This window comes from Qipengyuania sp. Mu-71 (assembly GCF_036867055.1).
In the GTDB taxonomy this organism is placed as follows: domain Bacteria; phylum Pseudomonadota; class Alphaproteobacteria; order Sphingomonadales; family Sphingomonadaceae; genus Qipengyuania; species Qipengyuania profunda.
Window position 1 is genome coordinate 227,596 of sequence record NZ_JBAJHR010000002.1, and the last position, 19,706, is coordinate 247,301.

Consider the following 19,706-nt stretch of genomic DNA (forward strand, 5'->3'; position numbering starts at 1 on the left):
GCCGTCAAGGCGCTTCGGCGCCAGGGTATCTACGCTGGATCGAAAGGCGCGCGAGGCTACTCGCGCGCCTTTTCGCGTTGGTCCCAGCGCAATTTGAGCAGCAGTGTCCGCTGCAGCGCCATGAAGTTGTCGTCCGAGATCAGCCAGACATGCCGTCCGTCGGCATCGTCGGTGATGGTCATTCCTTCGTAATTGTCCTGCGGGATCGCAGTACCGAATTCGGCCAGCAGGCGGGCAGGGATCCTGCCGTCTGCAGTGCGCCGGTCGATATCGATTGCCGCAATCGCGGTTTCGAATCCGGGCGGAATGCCCAGGGCAATGCGGCGCAGCAGAATCAGCGCCCGCCCGTCCTCCAGCGGCGTGGCATCGACGGGCCGGTAGCCCCCCGGGATGTCCACGCGCACGCTTTCGGGATCGGCATCGTCGATAGGATCGGTGGCGAAAAGGAGCGCGACATGGCGCGACTCGCGCCAGCGCAGAGGACGCTCCTCGATCACCAGGAACCGGCCATCGGCAAAACGGACCAGTGCCTCGGCCCCCGAATTTCCGCCCCAGTCACGCATCAGTGGCGGACTTACTTCCTCGTCGACCCTCAAATCAGCATGGAAGCGAATGATCGATTTGCGAAATTCATAGCCGCCCCAGACGGTCCCGCTATCGGGATCGATCGCGAGGGATTCGAGATCGCGTCCTTCCTTCCCGCCCGCCTGATCGTCTCCGAAACGCTCGAGCACGCCGGGCAAGGTGCTGCGATCGGGGCGTTCGAACACGAGCCTGCGCCCAGTGTCGCTGCCCGCCAGGAAGCGATCTCCATCAAGCGTTACCAATGCCGAGAAGCCGCCGAACTGTTTGCGGTGACCGGTCATTTCCCATGCACCCGCAAGGGTGAAGGGGCCCGTGCGGGTCGATTCGAATGCGATGGCAGTGGCTGTGGCCAGCCGCCGCAAGTCGCGCGGGGGTTCAGGCGTGCGTAGCCACGTGCCAGGAGCGATCATGCCAGCCAGCAGGACGGCAAGGAGAAGACGCGAGCGGCGCATGGATGTCGGCCCTCTTGTTCGCCACACTGCGCGCGTCAAGCGCTCAGCGCATCGGTCCGGTGAACAACAACGGGTCGAGTCGCGCATTGCGCCATTTGAGGCTCCAGTGGAGATGGGGGCCGGTGGCGCGGCCGGATGAGCCGATGTCGCCGATATGCTGGCCCTGCCGGACCATATCGCCCTCGCCTACGTAGAGCCGCGCGCTGTGCAGAAAGGCGCTGTTGAGCCCCTGTCCGTGGTCGATGATCAGCAGCTTGCCCTCGAGGCTGAAATCATCCGCTGCGAGCACCACCACGCCATCGGCGGGGGCGACATAGGGGGTGCCGGCACCGCCGGTGGCGATATCGATCCCCGAGTGATAGCTGCCCGGTTCGCCGCGATAGATACGCTGCGACCCGAACCGGCCCGAAATGCGCCCCTTGACCGGCCAGACGAAGTCCTGCCGCCAGCCTTGCGCCCTGGTTTCTTCCAGCCGGGCATTCCAGATCGCATCAAGTTCGGGTTGGCGGCGCCGCATGAAGGATGCCGACGAACCGCCCGTTCGCCGAGCCACATTGACGTGCTCGATGTCCCAGCCGCGTGGCGCGATCGCCAGCGGGCTATCGATCGTGCCCCCGTGAACCAGTTTGGCAGTCAGCGTCATCGCAGCGGGGGCATCGCGGTCGAAGGCGGCGAAGAACCGGCCCTCATCGTCGAACGCCAGCTCCTCCTCGCCGAGCATGGCTTCGCTGGTACCGCCGGGAACCGTGCCCCTTATCCAGCCGCCCTGTTCGAGCGCGCCATCGAAGGTGAACACCGCAGGGCGTGAGGGAGTCGGCGTGACCGTAGGCGTCGGACCTGGCGTCGGCGTAGCGCGGACCGGCTGCACCACTTCGGTCGTCCGCGATGGCGGAGCGGGCTCCGGCGTGGCGGCGGGAACGCATGCGGTTCCGAGAAGCAGGAGCGGCGCGACCCGCATCCAGTTCACGGGGCCAGTCGCTCGGTCGCGAGCTGGGCGCTGGCATAGGCTTCCTGGTGCTGGACCGACCAATAGCGCAGCTCGTCGAGCGGGATCGGCACCCCGCTCATCGCGCAAAAGACATGGTTGCCCGCGCGTAGCACGCGAAAGCCGGAAGGGCCGTATTGCAGCTTCGCCTCGCCTTTCGGCGGGCCCGAATTTTTGTTCATCAGCATGGTGCAATTCCTAGCAGGTCCGGCCTAACCGAACAAATCATCCTGCTTCGGCGGGGTTCCGGATTTGCGCGGTTTGCGACGCGGCGCGGGAGGCGGGGTATCGCCGCCGGTACCCACTTCGAGCTCACCGTCGCGAAACTTGAGCGTAAGTGACGCCTCCTGCGCCGCCGCCGCCCGGTCGGTGATGGTCCGCCCGTCGGGTCCGGTGACGCGCACATAGCCGCGTGCCAGGGGGCGGTCGGGATGAAGCTGCTCGGCCAGCCGTGCCAGCGCGGCCAGCCGCTCGCGCCGCTCGGCCAGCGGACGTTCGACCAGCGCAGGCACCAGCTTCTGCCCCGCCAGTGCGCGGCGGGCCTCGCGCAGATTGCGGTCAAGCGCGGCGGGCGACAGTCGCAGATTGCCAAGCCGCTCGCGCCCCTGCGCCGCGCGATCGCGCAGGCCGCGGCGCAGGCGCTCGGCCAGATCGTCGAGCCGCTGGGCCTGTGGTTGCAGCAAGGCCTCGCGGGTCGGCAGGCGCTGGACGCGTGCTTCCAGCCGCTCGCGCCCCAGCTGCACCGGGCGCAGGATCGCGCGTTCCTTGCGCCCTTCGAAATCCTTCAAGGTTGCCGCGAGCTCGGCGCGCACCGGCACGGCGATCTCGGCCGCGGCGGTGGGCGTCGGCGCACGGCGGTCGGCAGCATAATCTGCCAGCGTGGTATCGGTCTCGTGCCCGACCGCGCTCATTGTCGGGATCGGGCAGTCGGCGATGGCGCGCACCACCTCTTCCTCGTTGAAGCTCCACAGATCCTCGATCGACCCGCCGCCGCGCGCGACGATGACGAGGTCGGGGCGATCAGGGTGGCCTTCGGGCATGGCGGCGAAGCCGCGCACTGCGCCCGCGACCTGCGCGGCTGCGCCCTGCCCCTGCACCAGCACGGGCCAGACCACGACGCGGGTGGGAAAACGATCCGCCAGCCGGTGGAGGATATCGCGAATCACCGCGCCGGTGGGCGAGGTGACCACACCGATGGTGCGCGGCAGGAAGGGGAGCGGCTGTTTGCGCCCGGCATCGAACAGCCCTTCCGCCGCCAGCCGCGCGCGGGTCTTCTCGAGCAGCGCCAGCAGCGCACCTTCGCCCGCCAGTTCCATCCGCTCGATCACGATCTGGTACTTCGAGCGGCCCGGATAGGTGGTGAGCTTGCCCGAAGCGACCACTTCGAGCCCGTCTTCGGGAGCGAAGGGCAGACGCTCGGTATTGCCGCGCCACATCACCCCGTCAATCACCGCCTTTTCGTCCTTGAGCGCGCAATACAGATGCCCGCTGGCAGCGCGCTTCACGCCCGAAAGCTCGCCGCGCAGGCGGACGAAGCCGAAGCGGTCCTCGACCGTGCGTTTGAGCGCCTGGGATATTTCGCTCACCGTCAACGGCTCGGCGTTGTCGCCCGTGCGGCCCTTCGCTACCAAGCTCGCATCATCTGCAGTGGACGGGAAGTGGTCGGCCATGAATATCCTTTTGCTCGGGTCGGGCGGGCGTGAACATGCGTTAGCGTGGAAACTGGCGCAATCGCCGCTGTGCGACAAGCTGTGGGCGGCACCGGGCAACCCGGGCATCGCACAACATGCCGAATGCATCGCGCTCGACGCGGGGGACCACGAGGCGGTGGTCGAATTCGTGCGCAAGAACGACATCGGTCTCGTCGTGATCGGTCCCGAAGCCCCGCTGGTCGATGGGCTGGCAGATAGCTTGCGCGCCGCGGGGATCGACACCTTCGGCCCTTCACGCGAAGCCGCGCAGCTCGAAGGCAGCAAGGGCTTCACCAAGGAATTGTGCCGCCGCGCCAATATCCCCACCGCCCGCTACGAGCGCTGCACCTCGCTCGAAGCGGCCTGGGGCGCGCTCAAGAAGTTCGACCCGCCCTTCGTGCTCAAGGCCGACGGTCTTGCCGCGGGCAAAGGCGTGGTCATCGCCGAAACGCGCGAAGAGGCGCAGCATGCGCTCGACGAAATGTTCGACGGCAAGTTCGGCAGCGCGGGCAGCGAAGTGGTAATCGAGCAGTTCCTGATGGGCGAGGAAGCCAGCTTCTTCGCGCTGACCGATGGCACCGCGATCGTCCCCATCGGCACCGCTCAGGATCACAAGCGCGTGGGCGCAGGCGATACCGGACCAAACACCGGCGGCATGGGCGCCTATTCGCCCGCCCCGGTGCTGAGCGAAGCGCTACAGGCCCAGGTCATGCGCGAGATCGTCGAGCCGACCGTGCGCACCATGGCCGCCGAGGGTACGCCCTATTCGGGTGTGCTCTATGCCGGGCTGATGCTGACCAAAGACGGCCCGCAGCTGATCGAATACAATGCGCGCTTCGGCGACCCTGAATGCCAGGTGCTGATGATGCGGCTCGAAAGCGATCTCGTCGAACTGATGCAGGCCTGCGCGCAAGGACGGTTGGGCGACATCGCCGAACCGGTGCTATCCAGCGATTTCGCGCTGACCGTGGTGATGGCGGCGGACGGCTATCCCGGCACGCCCAGGAAGGGCGGCACGATCGATCTGGGCGAGGCCGAGGCCGCCGGCGCCAAGGTCTTCCACGCCGGCACGAAACTCGAAGGCGAGACGCTGACCAGCAGCGGCGGCCGCGTGCTCAACGTCACCGCGCGCGGAGCAAGCGCGACCGAAGCGCAGGCAAAAGCCTATGAAGCGGTCGACGCGATCACCTTCCCCGACGGCTTCTGCCGCCGCGACATCGGCCAACGTGAGGTGCGGCGGGAACGCGGGTAATTCGGTTTGTGATCGTGGATGCTATACCTCCACAGGCTTGGATTGCCTTGCCTCTGGCCGTTTCCGCCCTTGCACCCGCGGCATATGTCTGGCGCTATTTCACCCACGGCCTGACACCGCGTGATATTACACTACCGCCGGAAGACTTGAGCTGGAAGTCCGGGCGCCACTTGCTGTTCTGCTTGGCTTCTCTGACGGGATTGCTAGCCATCGGTGGGTTTGCCTTCACTGAGTGGGCGGAGGATTTCGCCCGATCCGAATGGCTGGCACCCGCCTTGCTCGGAGCTGTAGGCAGCTATGCCTTGGGGACTGTGGTCCCAGGCTGGCGGAATGGCGAGATCCGCCCGCTCATTCGCGGATCATCCAGATCCTACTCGCGGGCCGAACAACCCAGGCGATATTGGGCGTCGCTCATCTGGAACGGCGCCATCGGATTGGCGCTCACTGTCGGTTCCCTTGGAATAGTCTACGGCAACACCAAACCTGCGTGCGACTATAATGGCGACGAGGAGGAACTCTTCGAAGCCGTGGCGACCTGCAACGCGATGCTGGCCGATCACGATCTCGACGTTGAAAAGCGGGCGGACTTGCTCGGAGATCGAGGCCGCGTCCATCACCGGCTCGGCAATAATCACCTCGCCTTGCTGGACTATTCCAAAGCGATCGAGCTTGAGCCTGGTGACTCTTATGCGCTTTTCAACCGTGCACTTATTCACCGCGAGTTGCGTGACTTGCCAAACGCAATCGAAGATCTGAATGCCTCCCTTGCCATTCGGCCAGAGAATGACAGAGCTTACCTAGAGAGAGGCCTCGCAAACCTCGATCTCGGTCGGTTTGAAGAGGCTGTCGAGGATTTCACGCTCTTGCACAACCGCGTTCCGGATCATCCTTACGCGCTTGCCAATCGCGGCCTCGCCTATGCTTGGATGGATGACGAGCTAAATGCGCAAAATGATTTCCACCGGGTGGGCAAGAACCAGCCCGGGTGGGTCGTTGTACTGCATGGCAAGGCAGTTCTTGCTCGTAATAGGCAGAAACACCGGGAATCTATCGATTATCTATCCCAAGCATTGGAGATCGATCCGGATGACTATTTCGCTCTTCGCCTACGCGCAGATGCATATTGGGAGATCGGCGAGAACGACCTTGCGCGCGATGATGACGACCGATCGATTGCGCTTGAAGCCGGAAACTAGCGGGACGCCAGCCTCATTCGGACTGACACCGATGTGTATCTCAGACCACTAGGGCATCTCGGGCGTTCGGCTGTGCCTCGCTCAACTTTAACGCAGCGCGACTTGCCGCGAGAAGCACCGCCCCGACTCGGAAGCCGGCGCGGTGCGAGGGCCCGCCGGATTGCTTAGCCCAGCTTATCGGCAACCAGCGCCTTGAGGTCCGCTTCGCTGCGCGCGCCGTAGTGTGAGATGATTTCGGCGGCGCAGATGGCGCCCATGCGCAGGCAGGTTTCGAGGGTTTCGCCGCGCGCATGACCGGTGAGGAAGCCCGCCGCGAAGAGATCGCCCGCGCCGGTGGTGTCGACGACCTTGTCGATCGGTTCGGCGGCAACCTCGGCGCGCGCGCCATTGGCAATGCCTACGGCGCCCTTGGCGCTGCGCGTAGCAACCAGCACGGGGACCTTGTCCTGCAGCATGGCGAGCCCTGCCTCGAAATCCTCTTCGCCGGTCAGCGTCGCCAGTTCGCTTTCATTAACGAAGAGAATGTCGATCTGCCCTTCCTCGATCAGCGCGCGAAAATCGTCCCCATGGCGGTCGATGACGAAGCTCTCGCTGGCAGTGAAGGCGACCTTGCGGCACGCATTGCGTGCCACCTCGATCGCGCGGCGCATTGCGCGGCGCGGTTCTTCCGGGTCCCACAGATACCCTTCGAGATAGAGGATGCCCGCGCTGGCGATCAGTTCGTCGTCGAGCGCGGCGGGGGGGAGGAACTGGCTTGCCCCGAGGAAGGTGTTCATCGTCCGCTCGCCATCAGGGGTGACGAAGATGAGGCAGCGCGCGGTCGAGGGCTGGCCTTCGCGCGCCGGCGTGTCGAAATCGATCCCCACCGCACGGATATCGTGGCTGAAGACGTCGCCCAGCTGGTCGGTCGCGACCTGCCCGACGAATGCGCATTGCGCCCCCAGCGCGGACATGCCCGCGAGCGTATTGGCGGCCGAGCCCCCGGAAATCTCCTTCGCCGGCCCCATCGCCTCGTACAGCCGCCGGGCGCCGTCTTCGTCGACCAGCGTCATCCCGCCCTTGTTGAGGTCGAGTTCGGCGATCAGCTCTTCTTCGCAGGGGGCCATCACATCGACGATGGCATTGCCGATGGCGATTACGTCGTAACGGGGTTCGGTCATGGGTACTCCGGGGAGGGGATAATCGGTGTGTCGGGCGCGGTTAGCGGCTCGTCGGGGTTTGGCCAAGGGCGGCGTTGACTTGCCCCATATCGGCGCGCATCCCCCGGCTCCGATGATGTCGCTTCCCCGTGCCCTTGCCCTTGCCGCCGGTCAGCTTGGCGATCCGGCTATTCTCAGGGTGCTGGGCAAGACCGCGCTGCTGACTTTGGCGATCTTCGCGGCTGGCGGCGCGGGGCTCTATCTCGTGGTCGAACGCGCGATCGACAGTGTGACCAGCGCCGACACCTCGGGCCTGGGCGCGCTGCTCGCGGCGCTGGGGATGATCCTGGCCGGCTGGTTCCTGTTCCGGGTGGTGGCGCTGTTCGTGCTGCAGTTCTTCGCCGAGGATGTGGTGCGCGCGGTCGAGGCGCGGCATTATCCGCAGGCGCGCTACAGCCTGCGCGACCTGCCACTCGCCGAAGAAGTCGGCAATGCGCTGCGCTCGCTCCTGCGCACCGTGCTCGCCAATGCCGCGGCGCTGCCGATCGCAGGTCTCTTGCTGGTCACGGGGATTGGCGCGGCGGCGGTCTTCTGGACGGTCAACGCCTATCTCGTCGGGCGCGAACTGCACGACATGGTGTGGCTGCGGCACCGCGCCGATCCGGCCGAGCTGGCCCCGATCGGCGCACTCACGCGTTTCCTGCTCGGCGGCGTGGTGGTGGCGCTGCTCGCGATACCTTTCCTCAACCTCCTTGCCCCGATAATGGGCGCTGCCTGCGCCACCCACCTCGTTCACCGCGCCCGTGAGAAAGACCTCGATGCGTAAGTTCGCCCTGCTGCTGTTGCCCCTGCTCGGAGCCTGCACCACCGTACCCGTTGCGCCCGGTCCTTCGGGTGCTCCGGCCGCGCGTCCCGGAGCCACACCGCCGCCGCAAGAGGTGCGCGTCGCGCCCGCCACCCCCTCGTTCCGCGCACCGCGCGTGATGAATGTGCCCGGGCTGGAGAGCGTGATCGGACGCAATGAAACCGCGCTCGCCAATCTGTTCGGTGCCCCGCGGCTGACCGTGAAGGAAGGCGATGCCAAGAAGCTGCAATTCGTCGGCGAGGCCTGCGTGCTCGATGTCTATCTCTACCCGCTCGAGCCGCGCGGCGAACCGAGCGCCACCTATGTCGATGCCCGCCGTGCCAGCGACGGCCTCGACGTAGACCGCGCCGCCTGCGTGCGCGCACTGCGCCGCTAACCGCGTCTTAAGCAAGCCGGGATAGGCTTGCCGGACCAGGATTTTACGGGAGCTGGTCCAGATGAGCGTGCATTTCGGCGAATTGGCCAAGAGAGTCGGCGCGGATGGGGTCATCACCCCCGAGGAAGTGCTGACGCTGCGGCGCGAGGCATGGCCCGACGGGCGGATTTCGCAGGCCGAAGCCGAAGCGATCTTCGCGCTCAACCGCGAACTGACGACAAAGAGCGCCGAATGGGTCGATTTCTTCGTCGAGGCGCTGGGCGAATATGTCATCAACCAGCGCGCCCCTACAGGCTATGTCGATCCCGAAAATGCCAGCTGGCTGATGATGCAGATCGATGCCGACGGGCAGTTCGGCAGCATGGCCGAAATCGAGCTGCTGGTGCGCGTTTTCGAACGCGCGCAGAACGTGCCGGCAGCGCTCAAGGATTACGCGACCTCGCAAATGGAGCTCGCCGCGCTCGAGGGCACCGGGCCAACGCGCGACGGCGGCACGCTCGAAGCGGGCAATGTCAACGCGACCGAGGCCCGGCTGCTGCGCCGCGCGATCTTCGCGCCTGCCAGTGAACGCCCCGCAGCCGTCGGGCGCAAGGAAGCCGACATGCTGTTCCGCCTCAAGGACGCGACGCTGGGCGGTGACAATGCGCCTGAATGGAAGCAATTGTTCGTCCAGGGCATCGCCAACTACCTGCAGGGCTACAGCAATCCCGATGCGCAGATCAGCCGCGAGCGCGCCGCCGAGCTGCAGGCCTTCATGACCGATACGCGCAGCAGCGTGGGCGGGTTTCTCGGCCGGATGGCCAAGGCTTCGCCCAACGCATTCGGCAAGGTGTTCGGACGCAAGGAAGAAGCGCCGACGCGTGCCGAGGGGGTAGCCGCGGCGCATGAGGTGACGCATAGCGAGCGCGAATGGCTCGACGCGCGGATCGATGCGGATGGCCGGGTCGACGAATACGAGCGCGCGCTGCTCGACTTTCTCGCCGAGGAGTAACCAGCCGATCGTGGGCGGCTAGACCATGAAGCTTTCGCCGCAGCCACACGCCCCCTTGGCGTTGGGATTTTCGAACACGAAGCCCGCGGTGAAATCGTCCTCCACCCAGTCCATCGTGCTCCCGATCAGGTAGAGCACGCTGGCGCTGTCGATGAAGAACAGCCCGCCGGGGGTCTCGATCTTCTCGTCGAACTTGGCTTCCTCGGTGACATAATCGACCGAGTAGGCGAGGCCCGAGCAGCCCCGCCGCGGGGTTGACAACTTGACCCCGATGGCGTCTTCGGGCGCCTTGGCCATCAGATCGGCGACGCGCTGTTCGGCGGCCTTGGTCAGGACGACCGCCGCCTTGGGCGCGGTGCGGGTCTTGGTATCGCTCATCACAGCATCCCCAGTTCGAGGCGGGCTTCGTCGGTCATCTTGTCCGGGCCCCAGGGCGGGTCCCACACCAGATTCACCTCGGCATCGCGAACGCCGGGCACGCTGGCGGCGCGCAATTCGACTTCGCCGGGCATGGTTTCGGCCACCGGGCAATGTGGCGTCGTCAGCGTCATGGTGACGGTCACATCGCTCTCGTCATCGACCTCGACGCCGTAGATCAGGCCCAGATCGTAGATATTGACCGGGATTTCCGGGTCGAAGATTTCCTTGAGCGCAGCGATCACCGCTTCGTAGAGATCACCGCCCGGCGCGCCTGTGGGCACGTTTTCGGGCTTTTTCTGCAGGAAGCCTTCGAGATAGTCGCGCTTGCGCTCCATGGTGGCGCGCGGCGTTTCTTCTGCATCGACCGCGTCCTCGACACGGGCGCGCGGCGGCTTGGTAGCCAGCGCATCCGCAGGGGAGGGCGCGGCAATGAAATCACTGTTCTGATCGTCGTTCATCCGAAGATCCTCTGAGTCCGTTCGATGCCGCGCATCAGCGCAGCGATGTCGCTTTCGTCCGAGTAGAGCCCGAAGCTGGCACGGGCGGTGGCGGGGACGCCGAGATGGTCCATCAGCGGCTGTGCACAATGGTGCCCGGCCCGGATCGCGACATTCTCTTCGTCCAATATGGTGCCGAGATCGTGCGGGTGAACCCCCTCGATCGCGAAACTGACGATGCCGGCGCTTTCTTCGGGGCCGAACAGCGTCACCGAATTGAGTGTGCGCAATGCGTCGCGCAATTGCCTGGCGAGCGCGGCCTCATGCGCAAACAGGCGATCGGGACCAAGCGCGGCGACATAGTCGATCGCCGCATGCAGCGCGATCGCCTCGGTGATCATCGGTGTGCCCGCTTCGAACCGCTGCGGCGGCGGCGCATAGGTGGTCTTGTCGAAGGTGACGCGGTCGATCATCGCCCCGCCGCCCTGCCACGGGGGCATGGCATCGAGGATGTCCTCGCGCGCCCACAGCACGCCGACCCCGGTCGGACCGTAGAGCTTGTGGCCCGAGAAGGCGTAGAAATCGCAATCGAGCGCGGCCATGTCGAGCGCCATGCGCGGCGCCGCCTGGCACCCGTCGAGCAGCAGTTTCGCTCCCACCGAATGCGCCAGATCGGCTGCGGCGCGGGCATCGAGCACGCTGCCCAGCACATTCGAGACATGCGCCAGCGCGACCAGCTTGGTGCGCGGAGTCAGCAGCGCTTCGAGCGCGCCCAGATCGATCCGGCCATCCTCGGTCAGCGGGCAGACGTCGATCTGCGCACCGGTGCGTTCGGCGACCATCTGCCAGGGCACGATATTCGAATGATGCTCGAGCGTGGAGAGGACGATGCGGTCGCCTTCGCCGATATGGGTCATGCCCCAGCTCGCCGCGACGAGGTTGATCGCCTCGGTCGCGCCGCGCACGAACACCACTTCGTGTTCGCTGGCAGCGCCCATGTAAGCGGCGACGCGGCGACGCGCGGCTTCGTAGCCAAGCGTCATCTGCGCGCTGCGGCCATAGACCCCGCGGTGGACGGTGGCGTAATCTGCGCCCAGCGCGCGGGTCATCGCATCGATCACCGCTTGCGGCTTCTGCGCCGTCGCGGCGGTATCGAGATAATGCCACGGCTGGCCATCGCCCGTCACCATGCCGGGGAATTCGGCCCTGATGTCGTTGGGGCGCAAAAGGGTGGCAGCCTCGCTCACAGCGCCCGGTCGACCTTGTCGAGCGCGACCTTCAGCATCGCCTCGCGCTTTTCGTCATCCTCGAGCGCGACCAGCGCGTCACCGAGGAAGGCCTGGACCAGCAGGCGCCGGGCAAGATCGGGCGAAACTCCGCGTGCAGCCATGTAGAAACGCGCGGTTTCATCGAGCTGGCCAACGCTGGCGCCATGCGCGCATTTGACATCATCGGCAAAGATTTCGAGCTGCGGCACCGCGTTCACGGTTGCGCCCTTCTCGAGCAGCAGCCCCTTGAAGTCCTGCGCCGCATCGGTCTTCTGCGCATCGCGCACAACATCGATATTGCCGAGGAAATTGCCCGTGCCGTGGCCCCAGTGAACCGCGCGAACGGTCTGGTTGCTGGTCGCCTCGGGTTCGGCATGGATCGTGCGGGTGACGAATTCCCGCACGGTTTCGCGGCCGCCGACGGTGATCCCGCCCAATTCGAAATGCGCGCCCTTGTGCAGCGTCACCTCGATTTCGAGCCGGGCATATTCGGCCGCGGCAAGCACCGCGAAGATCTCGCAGGTCGCGCCTTCGCGCACGGTCACGCGCCACCGGTGCAGTTCGGTCGGCCTGGTGTCGCCGCCATCGGCAATCAGGAGCGTTTCGTGAACGGTCTCGCCGGCGGCGACATCGATCGTGCGCCAGTCGTCGAGCGCTTCGCCCTGAAGCCGTTCGACCGCGGAATAACGCCACGCTTCATCGCGGCGGGTGGGGAGTTCGGCTGCCTCAGGCATGCGCAGTCTCGGCGGACATGATCGCATCATAGCCTTCGTTTTCAAGCTCTACGGCCAGTTCGGGGCCACCGGTCCGGACGATACGGCCCTGCGACAGGATCGATACCTTGTCGGGCTTCACCACTTCGAGCAGGCGCTGGTAGTGCGTGATCAGCAGAACGCCCTTGGCCGGATCGCGCATGATCGCGTTGATGCCATCACCGACCACGCGCAGCGCATCGATGTCGAGACCGCTATCGGTTTCGTCGAGCACTGCGAATTGCGGGTCGAGAATGCCCATCTGGACCATTTCGGCTCGCTTCTTCTCGCCGCCCGAGAAGCCGACATTGACATGCCGCTTGAGCATTTCGGGGTCGAGCTTGAGCAGCGCCGCCTTGTCCTTGGCCAGCTTGAGGAATTCGCCGCCGGTCAGCGGTTCTTCACCCCGCGCCCGGCGCTGCGAATTCAGCGCTTCGCGCAGGAACTGCAGATTCGAGACTCCGGGAATCTCGACCGGGTACTGGAAGCCGAGGAACAGGCCGGCAGCGGCGCGTTCATGCGGTTCCAGCGCGAGCAAATCCTGTCCCATAAATTCGACCGAACCTTCGGTCACCTCGTAGCCCGGCCGTCCGCCCAGCACATAGGCCAGGGTCGACTTGCCCGCACCATTGGGGCCCATGATCGCATGAACCTCGCCCGCGGGGATTTCGAGTGTCAGCCCGTTGAGGATTGTCTTGCCGTCGATTTCGGCGTGGAGATTGTGGATTTTCAGCATATTACTTCCTGTCGTCGCGACGGACCGGGCGGGTGCGCCGAGGAGTCGGGCCGTATTTCGATTGGTGTTCGCGGCGTGCGCTTTCCTTGTCGCGGTAGCGCGCATTCATCGCGGCGAAGATCGGCTGCATCGCCGCTTCGACATCGTCGAGGATCGTCGCTGCGGGCAGCCGCAGCACTTCCATGCCAACCGCAGCAAGGCTCTTGTCGCGGCGCTTGGCCAGCGTGTCGTTCTGGCCTTCCTCGTCGATCGCGACCGCCAGCCCGAGCGGGTGGGACACGAAATCGAGAATCGCCGAGCCGACCACGGTGTGGCGGGTGAATTTGAACTTGCCGAAGTCTTCCTTGGCGAAACGCGCGGCCAGCGCCTTGTGCGCCGGAGTCGCATGCCGCCGCAAATGGCGCGCGTGTTCGTGGATCTTGTCGAGCCGCTTCTCGGAGATTTCCCAGCCGCGGCCCTTTTTCTTGAGCGCGGGAGCGGCATCGTCCGCCGAAGGCGTGCGGATCTGGAGGGTCTTGCGTTCGGTCACCCCACGCTCCCCTCGAGCGAGATCGCCAGCAGCTTCTGCGCTTCGACGGCGAATTCCATCGGCAATTCCTTCAGCACGTCCTTGGCGAAACCGTTGACGATCAGCGCCATCGCTTCCTCGTCATCCAAGCCGCGCTGCTGGGCATAGAACATCTGGTCGTCGCTGATCTTGCTGGTGGTCGCCTCATGCTCGATCTGCGCGCTGGGGTTCTTCACCTCGATATAGGGCACGGTGTGCGCACCCGACTGGTCGCCGATCAGCAGCGAATCGCATTCGGTGCGATTGCGCACCCCATCAGCGTTGGCGGCCACGCGGACCATGCCACGATAGGTATTGTTCGACTTGCCGGCGGAGATTCCCTTCGAGATGATCGTCGAGCGGCTGCCCTTGCCGTTGTGGATCATCTTGGTACCGGTATCGGCCTGCTGGTAATTGTTGGTCACCGCGACCGAGTAGAATTCGCCCACGCTGTCTTCGCCGTTGAGCACGCAGCTGGGATATTTCCATGTCACCGCACTGCCGGTTTCGACCTGCGTCCAGCTGATCTTGCTGCGCGCGCCCTGGCACAGGCCGCGCTTGGTGACGAAATTGTAGATCCCGCCCTTGCCCTCGGCATTGCCGGGATACCAGTTCTGCACGGTCGAATATTTGATCTCGGCGTCTTCGAGCGCGACCAGCTCGACCACGGCGGCATGAAGCTGGTTCTCGTCGCGCATCGGCGCGGTGCAGCCTTCGAGGTAGCTGACATAGCTGCCCTTCTCGGCAATGATCAGCGTGCGTTCGAACTGGCCGGTGTTCTCTGCATTGATACGGAAATAGGTGCTGAGCTCCATCGGGCAGCGCACGCCTTCGGGCACATAGACGAAGGTGCCGTCCGAGAAGACCGCGCTGTTCAAGGTCGCAAAGTAATTGTCGTGCTGCGGGACGATCTTGCCGAGCCATTTGCGCACCATGTCGGGATATTCGCGAATCGCTTCGCTGATCGACAGGAAAATGACGCCCACCAGCTTCAGCTCCTCGCGGAAACTGGTGGCAACGCTGACACTGTCGAACACGGCATCGACGGCCACCTTCTTGGCGCCCTTCACGCCGGCCAGCACTTCCTGCTCGCCGAGCGGGATGCCGAGCTTGTCGTAAACGCGCTTGATCTCGGGGTCGAGTTCATCGAGCGACTCGAGTTCGACCTTCTTCTTCGGCGCCGCGTAGTAATAGGCGTTCTGGTAATCGATCGCCGGATAGCCGATCTTCGCCCAGTCGGGCTCCACCATCTCCTGCCACAGGCGGAACGCCTTCAGCCGCCAGTCGAGCATCCATTCGGGCTCGCCCTTCTTGGCGCTGATGAAGCGGACCGTGTCCTCGGTCAGGCCCTTTTCGGCAAACTCGGTCTCGATGTCCGACGACCAGCCGTGTTCGTACTCGGCGGCCTTTTCGGCAGCTTCGCGCGCTTCGCGGTCCTGGATGTCCAATTCTTCGCTCATGCAATCTCTCTTGTCCGTGCCAGCTGGGTCAGCGGGATCGCCGCCAGCGCGCCGCGCACCGCTTCGTTCACGACCGGCCAGTGCGGTTTGACCGAGCAATCATGCTCGACCGAACACTGGACGCCCTCGACGCAGGCGGTCAGCGCGATTGGTCCTTCAACCGCCTCGACGATATCGGCGACGGTGATCGCCGCGGCCGGGCGTGCCAGTTGCAGCCCGCCGCCGGCGCCGCGGCTCGACCGCAGCAGACCCGCGGCCGACAGCTTGCTTACCAGCTTCTGCACCGTGGGCACCGGGAGGCCGGTCTCCGCCGCCAGTTCGGCCGCGCTCGTCTTGCCCCCACCGCAATGACGCGATGCGGCGCACATGGCGACGACGGCATAATCAGCAAGGTTTGACAGGCGCATAGTTAAATCGGACCAATTCGTTCCGATTGGCCAATTAGGAGCCAAGCTCCCCCATTTCAACGGGAAAGACCTAGTTGCGAGTCGTTAGCATTCAGGCGTCGTGGAGCGGGCTGCGGCCGAGCTGTTCCGCTTCGCCCGAGCCGAACAGATTGACCGAGCCATAGCCATCGGGGCCGAGCATGTCGTTGATCGGCGAACCCGCCGCTGGCTGGAGCCGCTTGGGGGTGCGCCCGGTGAAGAAGCGGATTTCCTTGATGAGATGCGCCTGGTCGTAAAACGCCTCGCGGATCTCGGCTTCGATCTCTTCGGGCAATTGCGGCATCGCCAGCAAGGTAGCGGCGCGCACCGCCCGATAGCGGCGCACCAGCCGCACGGGCGATTGGCCGAAGAATTGCGCCACCAGCCGCTGTGCCTGGCGTTTCGAATAGGGCAGCTGTTCGTACAGCTCTTCCAATTCGGGCTTGAACGAGCTCGACAGCCATTCGAGCGTCCGGTCGATCACCGTCAGGTGCTGTTCGGGAAGTTTCGACAGCCCGCGCCGGACGACATCGGTCATCGCGTCGAGCAATTCCCGATCCCCCAGTTCGCCTGCCCGCCAGCGCCCACCCAGCGCGGCAAAGGCCTGCGCGGGCGAATCATCGAGGACCATTTCGGGTTGCAGGAAACAATCGTGGTAATCGTGCACCGACAGGCTCGACAGGGCCGCCCAGCCGCGGAAATTGAGCGAGACGCCGAACAGGGTCGCCGGCCCACTGACGCTGAAATTGCGCGCCTGGCACAGCGGCGCAAGGAAGAAGGCATCGCTGGTTTCGGCTACTTCGCCGCCGTCGAACTGCATCCGGCCCACGCCGCGCCCGAAAACGACCATCTGCCCCGAATAGGCGGGCAGAACATCATCCAGCCGATCATCCGGGCTGCGCCAGATATAGAGCGAGTTGAGATAGGGCGCGAGATCCGGCGGCGCCGCTACGAACTCGAAAGAGTGTGACACATCGTCACCTGGCAGACCCGACAAACCCCTGTTCCGTCCCTACTTCGGCCAAAGAATTGTAAAAATACGCCAAATTTACCATGATCGCAATGCTGCCGAGAACAAATGTTCGTCAGGCAGATGGGCGTAGGTAGAAAAAAAGGGGGCGACCCCTCAAGGTCCCCCCCCTTTGAAGTCGAGAACTCGTTGCAAAATCGCTCCGAGCCCTTCGGGTCGCAAGAGCGTGTTACGCCGAGTCTGTATCAATTGATTGTATGCAAGCGACAGCCCGTGGGCTGACAGAATTTTTCTTCGTTTTCCGCGCGAACGCAGGTCTACCGGATGGACGCTTCACGGCTCGACAGCGCGTGGCCGGCACGGCATGGCGCGCGGCATGTTGTTCGATCTGGCCCGCCCCGCCCTCTTCGCGCTCGACCCCGAACGCGCCCATCGCTTGACGGTCAGGGCGCTGACCCTTGCTCCGCGCATGCGCCCGGCGCAGACCGGTCCGCTGGCGATCGATGTCGCTGGGCTGACCTTTCCTAATCCGCTCGGCATGGCAGCCGGCTTCGACAAGGATGCCGAGGTCCCCGACCAATTGCTCGGCCTTGGCTTCGGTTTTGCCGAGGTCGGCTCGATTACCCCGCGCCCCCAGGCTGGCAATCCCAAGCCGCGCCTGTTCCGCCTGGTCGAGGATCGCGCCGTCATCAACCGGATGGGCTTCAACAATGGCGGCGCAGAAGTGGCGCGCGACCGGTTGCAGCGCCGCGCGCGCCGCCCGGGCATCGTCGGGGTCAATGTGGGTGCCAATAAGGACAGCGAGGACCGCATCGCCGATTATGTGACGATGACGCGCATCATGGCGCCGCTGGCCTCATATCTCGCGGTCAACATCTCCAGCCCGAACACGCCCGGCCTGCGCGCCTTGCAGGACGAGAGTGCGCTGGCAGGACTGCTCGACGCGGTCATCGAGGCGCGCGGGCCCAGCGGGCCCCCGGTGTTTCTCAAAGTGGCACCCGACCTCGAACCGGCAGATATCGACGCGATCGCGCGAATCGCGATCGAGCGGCAGCTGGGCGCGCTGATCGTCTCGAATACGACCATCTCTCGCCCCCAGCTGGCTTCGCCCCACGCAGGCGAGGCGGGCGGATTGTCGGGCGCGCCCCTGCGTGATCTCGCACAGCAGCGATTGCGCGACTTCCGCACGGCCACCGGCGGGTCGATTCCACTGGTCGGGGTGGGCGGAATTGCCAGCGCGGAGGACGCCTGGGCGCGTATCCGGGCAGGCGCGAGCTTGGTCCAGCTCTACAGCGCGATGGTTTACGGCGGGCCGGGCCTGCCGCGGCGGATCCTGCGCGGGCTCGAAGAGCTTATGCGACTTGATGGTTTCGCTTCGATTGCCGAAGCGGTCGGAAGTGAATAGCGTCGCCGCGATGAACAAGGTCTTCTCCGCTTCGCTGCTGGCGCTCTCGCTCGTCGGCTGTTCCGCCACCCCGCCTCTCGCTTCTTCGCCCGCCGAACCGGTTCCGACCTTCGCGGGTGCGGTCTCGGCAGCGGATCCGCGCGCGCAGGCGGCGGGCGAAGCTATGCTCGCGCGCGGCGGGAGTGCGACCGATGCCGCGATCGCCGTGATGCTGGCGCTGACCGTCGTCGAACCGCAAAGCTCGGGGATCGGCGGCGGCGGCTTCATGGTCCGGGGCGGCGCCGATGGCACGGTAGGCACATTCGACGGCCGCGAAACCGCCCCGGCAGGCGCCACACCCGAATGGTTCTTCAACGAAGACGGCACGCTGCCCCCGCGCGGCGAGTCGGTACGCAGCGGGCTTTCGGTGGGGGTCCCGGGTAGTATCGCGCTGGCGGCCAAGGCACATGCCGCGCATGGCACGCTGGCCTGGGCCGAGCTGTTCGAACCCGCCATCCGCCTGGCCCGCGAAGGCTTCGACATGAATGCGCGCCTCAACGGCATGCTCGAGAGCGCAAGGAACCGCTCGGCGTATACTGCCGAGGCACGGGCGCTGTTCTTCGATGCGCAGGGTAATCCGCTGCCGGTCGGCACGCGGGTCGCCAACGAGCGGCTGGCGCAGACCTTCGAGACCATCGCTGCGGCGGGACCATCGGCGTTCTACAGCGGATCTCTGGCGCGCGAAATCGCCGCGACCGTCGCGGCAGACACGCCGCGCGAAAGGGCGATGACCTATGCGGACATCACTGGTTACGAAGCCAAGCTGCGCGACGCCGTGTGCGGCACCTATCGCGCTTATCGCGTGTGCACGATGGGCCCGCCCACTTCGGGCGGTGTCGCGGTGCTACAGATGCTCGGCCAGCTCGAACGGTTCGACCTTGCCGAACTGGGCCTGCGCAATCCGGTCACCTGGCATCTGTTCGTCGAATCGCAGCGGCTCGCCTATGCCGATCGCGAACTTTACCTGGCGGATAGCGATTACGTTTCGGTACCGGTCGCGGGGCTGGTCGAGCCCGGCTATCTCGCCGCGCGCAGCGCGCTGATCGGCGAGGGGAGCACGCTTTCCGAAGTCGCCGCCGGCGTCCCTGCTGGCGCACCGGCAGCGCTGGCCGATGGCGATGAGCCCGAGGAACACGGCACCTCGCATTTCGCCGTGGTCGATGCCGAGCGCACCATGATCAGCTATACCTCGACCATCGAGGGGGCTTTCGGGTCCGGCCTGATGGCAGGCGGCTTTTTCCTCAATAACGAGCTGACCGATTTCAGCCGCTCGCCAACCGTCGACGGCAGACTGGTCGCGAACCGGGTCGAAGGGGGCAAGCGCCCGCGCAGTTCGATGGCGCCGGTGGTGGTCTGGGATCCGACGGGCGAACCCTTCCTCGCGGTCGGCGCAGCAGGTGGCAGCACCATCCCGGTACAGACCGCGCGCAGCATCATCGGAGCGATCGACTTCGGCCTGTCGACGGAAGAGATACTTGGCCTTCCCTTCATCATGGCCTTCGGCGACCGCCTCCTGCTCGAGCAAGGCACCTGGCTCGAAGAGCAGGCCTCGGCCTTCGAGGCGCTGGGCCACACCGACGTGCTGGTCCGCGAGGCGCCGGTCAAGGGCGGCGCGGTCCTGCGTGGCCCATCGGGCTGGGTCAGCGCGCGCGATCCGCGGCTTGCCGGACAGATCGAGATACCGTGACCCCGCCGGGTCGCTTGCCGTGTGGCGG

General features: G+C 65.4%; 21 protein-coding genes. 7 read left to right on the plus strand and 14 right to left on the minus strand.

Going from position 1 to position 19,706, the window contains the following annotated elements; all coding sequences use genetic code 11:
- Positions 1 to 56: 56 nt before the first annotated feature.
- The 4 genes from V6B15_RS12875 to xseA form a co-directional block, all read right to left on the minus strand.
- Positions 57 to 1,037, minus strand: coding sequence for an esterase-like activity of phytase family protein (locus tag V6B15_RS12875; protein WP_334201527.1), 981 nt, complete (start codon positions 1,035 to 1,037; stop codon positions 57 to 59).
- Positions 1,038 to 1,080: 43 nt separating this feature from the next.
- The gene (locus V6B15_RS12880) at positions 1,081 to 1,833 is read right to left on the minus strand and encodes a M23 family metallopeptidase (protein WP_334201528.1); all 753 of its coding nucleotides are present in this window, start codon (positions 1,831 to 1,833) and stop codon (positions 1,081 to 1,083) included.
- A 167-nt stretch (positions 1,834 to 2,000) separates the two neighbouring features.
- Entirely contained in the window at positions 2,001 to 2,210 is a 210-nt protein-coding gene (locus tag V6B15_RS12885; protein ID WP_253521116.1) for a DUF2093 domain-containing protein, read from the minus strand.
- A gap of 24 nt (positions 2,211 to 2,234) precedes the next feature.
- Positions 2,235 to 3,692 carry an exodeoxyribonuclease VII large subunit gene (gene xseA, locus V6B15_RS12890; protein ID WP_334201529.1) on the minus strand — a complete coding sequence of 486 codons (1,458 nt, stop codon included), beginning with the start codon at positions 3,690 to 3,692 and terminating at the stop codon, positions 2,235 to 2,237.
- Between xseA and purD the strand changes: the two genes are divergently transcribed.
- Positions 3,691 to 4,965 carry a phosphoribosylamine--glycine ligase gene (gene purD / locus V6B15_RS12895; protein ID WP_334201530.1) on the plus strand — a complete coding sequence of 425 codons (1,275 nt, stop codon included), beginning with the start codon at positions 3,691 to 3,693 and terminating at the stop codon, positions 4,963 to 4,965. The two genes, xseA and purD, sit on opposite strands and share 2 nt — an antisense overlap.
- Positions 4,966 to 5,012: 47 nt before the next feature.
- Positions 5,013 to 6,161 carry a tetratricopeptide repeat protein gene (locus V6B15_RS12900; protein ID WP_334201531.1) on the plus strand — a complete coding sequence of 383 codons (1,149 nt, stop codon included), beginning with the start codon at positions 5,013 to 5,015 and terminating at the stop codon, positions 6,159 to 6,161.
- Between the two features lie 164 nt (positions 6,162 to 6,325).
- Here the strand turns inward: V6B15_RS12900 and V6B15_RS12905 are convergent, their stop codons facing one another.
- Complete coding sequence (locus tag V6B15_RS12905) at positions 6,326 to 7,321, minus strand: adenosine kinase (protein WP_334201532.1); 996 nt, start codon at positions 7,319 to 7,321, stop codon at positions 6,326 to 6,328.
- Between the two features lie 112 nt (positions 7,322 to 7,433).
- Here V6B15_RS12905 and V6B15_RS12910 point away from each other — a divergent pair, with 112 nt between their 5' ends.
- The 3 genes from V6B15_RS12910 (at position 7,434) to V6B15_RS12920 (ending at position 9,532) form a co-directional block, all read left to right on the plus strand.
- Positions 7,434 to 8,126, plus strand: coding sequence for an EI24 domain-containing protein (locus tag V6B15_RS12910; RefSeq protein ID WP_334201533.1), 693 nt, complete (start codon positions 7,434 to 7,436; stop codon positions 8,124 to 8,126).
- On the plus strand, positions 8,119 to 8,541 hold the full coding sequence (locus V6B15_RS12915) for a hypothetical protein (protein ID WP_334201534.1): 423 nt from the start codon (positions 8,119 to 8,121) through the stop codon (positions 8,539 to 8,541). Before V6B15_RS12910 ends, V6B15_RS12915 begins: the two co-directional genes overlap by 8 nt.
- Before the next feature lie 61 nt (positions 8,542 to 8,602).
- Entirely contained in the window at positions 8,603 to 9,532 is a 930-nt protein-coding gene (locus V6B15_RS12920; protein ID WP_334201535.1) for a hypothetical protein, read from the plus strand.
- 18 nt (positions 9,533 to 9,550) lie between these two features.
- On the opposite strand, the gene V6B15_RS12925 is transcribed toward V6B15_RS12920, so the two are convergent.
- The 9 genes from V6B15_RS12925 to V6B15_RS12965 form a co-directional block, all read right to left on the minus strand.
- Positions 9,551 to 9,910, minus strand: a complete 360-nt coding sequence (locus tag V6B15_RS12925) for a HesB/IscA family protein (protein WP_334201536.1) — start codon at positions 9,908 to 9,910, stop codon at positions 9,551 to 9,553.
- Positions 9,910 to 10,410, minus strand: coding sequence for an SUF system Fe-S cluster assembly protein (locus V6B15_RS12930; RefSeq protein ID WP_320181277.1), 501 nt, complete (start codon positions 10,408 to 10,410; stop codon positions 9,910 to 9,912). The genes V6B15_RS12925 and V6B15_RS12930 overlap by 1 nt, the downstream gene beginning before the upstream one ends.
- The gene (locus V6B15_RS12935) at positions 10,407 to 11,579 is read right to left on the minus strand and encodes a cysteine desulfurase (RefSeq protein WP_334201713.1); all 1,173 of its coding nucleotides are present in this window, start codon (positions 11,577 to 11,579) and stop codon (positions 10,407 to 10,409) included. Before V6B15_RS12935 ends, V6B15_RS12930 begins: the two co-directional genes overlap by 4 nt.
- Positions 11,580 to 11,632: 53 nt before the next feature.
- Positions 11,633 to 12,391, minus strand: a complete 759-nt coding sequence (locus V6B15_RS12940; RefSeq protein WP_334201537.1) for a SufD family Fe-S cluster assembly protein — start codon at positions 12,389 to 12,391, stop codon at positions 11,633 to 11,635.
- Entirely contained in the window at positions 12,384 to 13,145 is a 762-nt protein-coding gene (sufC, locus tag V6B15_RS12945) for a Fe-S cluster assembly ATPase SufC (protein WP_320181275.1), read from the minus strand. Before sufC ends, V6B15_RS12940 begins: the two co-directional genes overlap by 8 nt.
- Before the next feature lies 1 nt (position 13,146).
- Positions 13,147 to 13,674 (minus strand): DUF559 domain-containing protein, encoded by a 528-nt coding sequence (locus tag V6B15_RS12950; RefSeq protein WP_334201538.1) that lies wholly within the window; start codon positions 13,672 to 13,674, stop codon positions 13,147 to 13,149.
- Positions 13,671 to 15,152, minus strand: a complete 1,482-nt coding sequence (sufB, locus tag V6B15_RS12955; protein WP_334201539.1) for a Fe-S cluster assembly protein SufB — start codon at positions 15,150 to 15,152, stop codon at positions 13,671 to 13,673. The genes V6B15_RS12950 and sufB overlap by 4 nt, the downstream gene beginning before the upstream one ends.
- Positions 15,149 to 15,559, minus strand: a complete 411-nt coding sequence (locus V6B15_RS12960) for an SUF system Fe-S cluster assembly regulator (RefSeq protein WP_253521074.1) — start codon at positions 15,557 to 15,559, stop codon at positions 15,149 to 15,151. The genes sufB and V6B15_RS12960 overlap by 4 nt, the downstream gene beginning before the upstream one ends.
- A 91-nt stretch (positions 15,560 to 15,650) precedes the next feature.
- Positions 15,651 to 16,550, minus strand: coding sequence for a hypothetical protein (locus V6B15_RS12965; RefSeq protein ID WP_334201540.1), 900 nt, complete (start codon positions 16,548 to 16,550; stop codon positions 15,651 to 15,653).
- A gap of 373 nt (positions 16,551 to 16,923) precedes the next feature.
- On the opposite strand from V6B15_RS12965, the gene V6B15_RS12970 reads away from it, so the two are divergent.
- On the plus strand, positions 16,924 to 17,952 hold the full coding sequence (locus V6B15_RS12970; RefSeq protein WP_334201541.1) for a quinone-dependent dihydroorotate dehydrogenase: 1,029 nt from the start codon (positions 16,924 to 16,926) through the stop codon (positions 17,950 to 17,952).
- Between the two features lie 10 nt (positions 17,953 to 17,962).
- Positions 17,963 to 19,678: a gamma-glutamyltransferase gene (gene ggt, locus V6B15_RS12975; RefSeq protein ID WP_334201542.1), complete on the plus strand. Its 1,716-nt coding sequence runs from the start codon at positions 17,963 to 17,965 to the stop codon at positions 19,676 to 19,678.
- Positions 19,679 to 19,706 lie beyond the last annotated feature (28 nt).

What these genes read in the sequence shown, in the direction of transcription:
- V6B15_RS12875 (WP_334201527.1), bottom strand. Translation starts at nt 1,037, where the DNA reads ATGCGCCGCTCGCGTCTTCTCCTTGCCGTCCTGCTGGCTGGCATGATC.
- V6B15_RS12885 (WP_253521116.1), bottom strand. Translation starts at nt 2,210, where the DNA reads ATGCTGATGAACAAAAATTCGGGCCCGCCGAAAGGCGAGGCGAAGCTG.
- purD (WP_334201530.1), top strand. Translation starts at nt 3,691, where the DNA reads ATGAATATCCTTTTGCTCGGGTCGGGCGGGCGTGAACATGCGTTAGCG.
- xseA (WP_334201529.1), bottom strand. Translation starts at nt 3,692, where the DNA reads ATGGCCGACCACTTCCCGTCCACTGCAGATGATGCGAGCTTGGTAGCG.
- V6B15_RS12905 (WP_334201532.1), bottom strand. Translation starts at nt 7,321, where the DNA reads ATGACCGAACCCCGTTACGACGTAATCGCCATCGGCAATGCCATCGTC.
- V6B15_RS12910 (WP_334201533.1), top strand. Translation starts at nt 7,434, where the DNA reads ATGATGTCGCTTCCCCGTGCCCTTGCCCTTGCCGCCGGTCAGCTTGGC.
- V6B15_RS12915 (WP_334201534.1), top strand. Translation starts at nt 8,119, where the DNA reads ATGCGTAAGTTCGCCCTGCTGCTGTTGCCCCTGCTCGGAGCCTGCACC.
- V6B15_RS12920 (WP_334201535.1), top strand. Translation starts at nt 8,603, where the DNA reads ATGAGCGTGCATTTCGGCGAATTGGCCAAGAGAGTCGGCGCGGATGGG.
- V6B15_RS12925 (WP_334201536.1), bottom strand. Translation starts at nt 9,910, where the DNA reads ATGAGCGATACCAAGACCCGCACCGCGCCCAAGGCGGCGGTCGTCCTG.
- V6B15_RS12930 (WP_320181277.1), bottom strand. Translation starts at nt 10,410, where the DNA reads ATGAACGACGATCAGAACAGTGATTTCATTGCCGCGCCCTCCCCTGCG.
- V6B15_RS12935 (WP_334201713.1), bottom strand. Translation starts at nt 11,579, where the DNA reads ATGGTGACGGGCGATGGCCAGCCGTGGCATTATCTCGATACCGCCGCG.
- V6B15_RS12940 (WP_334201537.1), bottom strand. Translation starts at nt 12,391, where the DNA reads ATGCCTGAGGCAGCCGAACTCCCCACCCGCCGCGATGAAGCGTGGCGT.
- sufC (WP_320181275.1), bottom strand. Translation starts at nt 13,145, where the DNA reads ATGCTGAAAATCCACAATCTCCACGCCGAAATCGACGGCAAGACAATC.
- sufB (WP_334201539.1), bottom strand. Translation starts at nt 15,152, where the DNA reads ATGAGCGAAGAATTGGACATCCAGGACCGCGAAGCGCGCGAAGCTGCC.
- V6B15_RS12960 (WP_253521074.1), bottom strand. Translation starts at nt 15,559, where the DNA reads ATGCGCCTGTCAAACCTTGCTGATTATGCCGTCGTCGCCATGTGCGCC.
- V6B15_RS12970 (WP_334201541.1), top strand. Translation starts at nt 16,924, where the DNA reads ATGTTGTTCGATCTGGCCCGCCCCGCCCTCTTCGCGCTCGACCCCGAA.
- ggt (WP_334201542.1), top strand. Translation starts at nt 17,963, where the DNA reads ATGAACAAGGTCTTCTCCGCTTCGCTGCTGGCGCTCTCGCTCGTCGGC.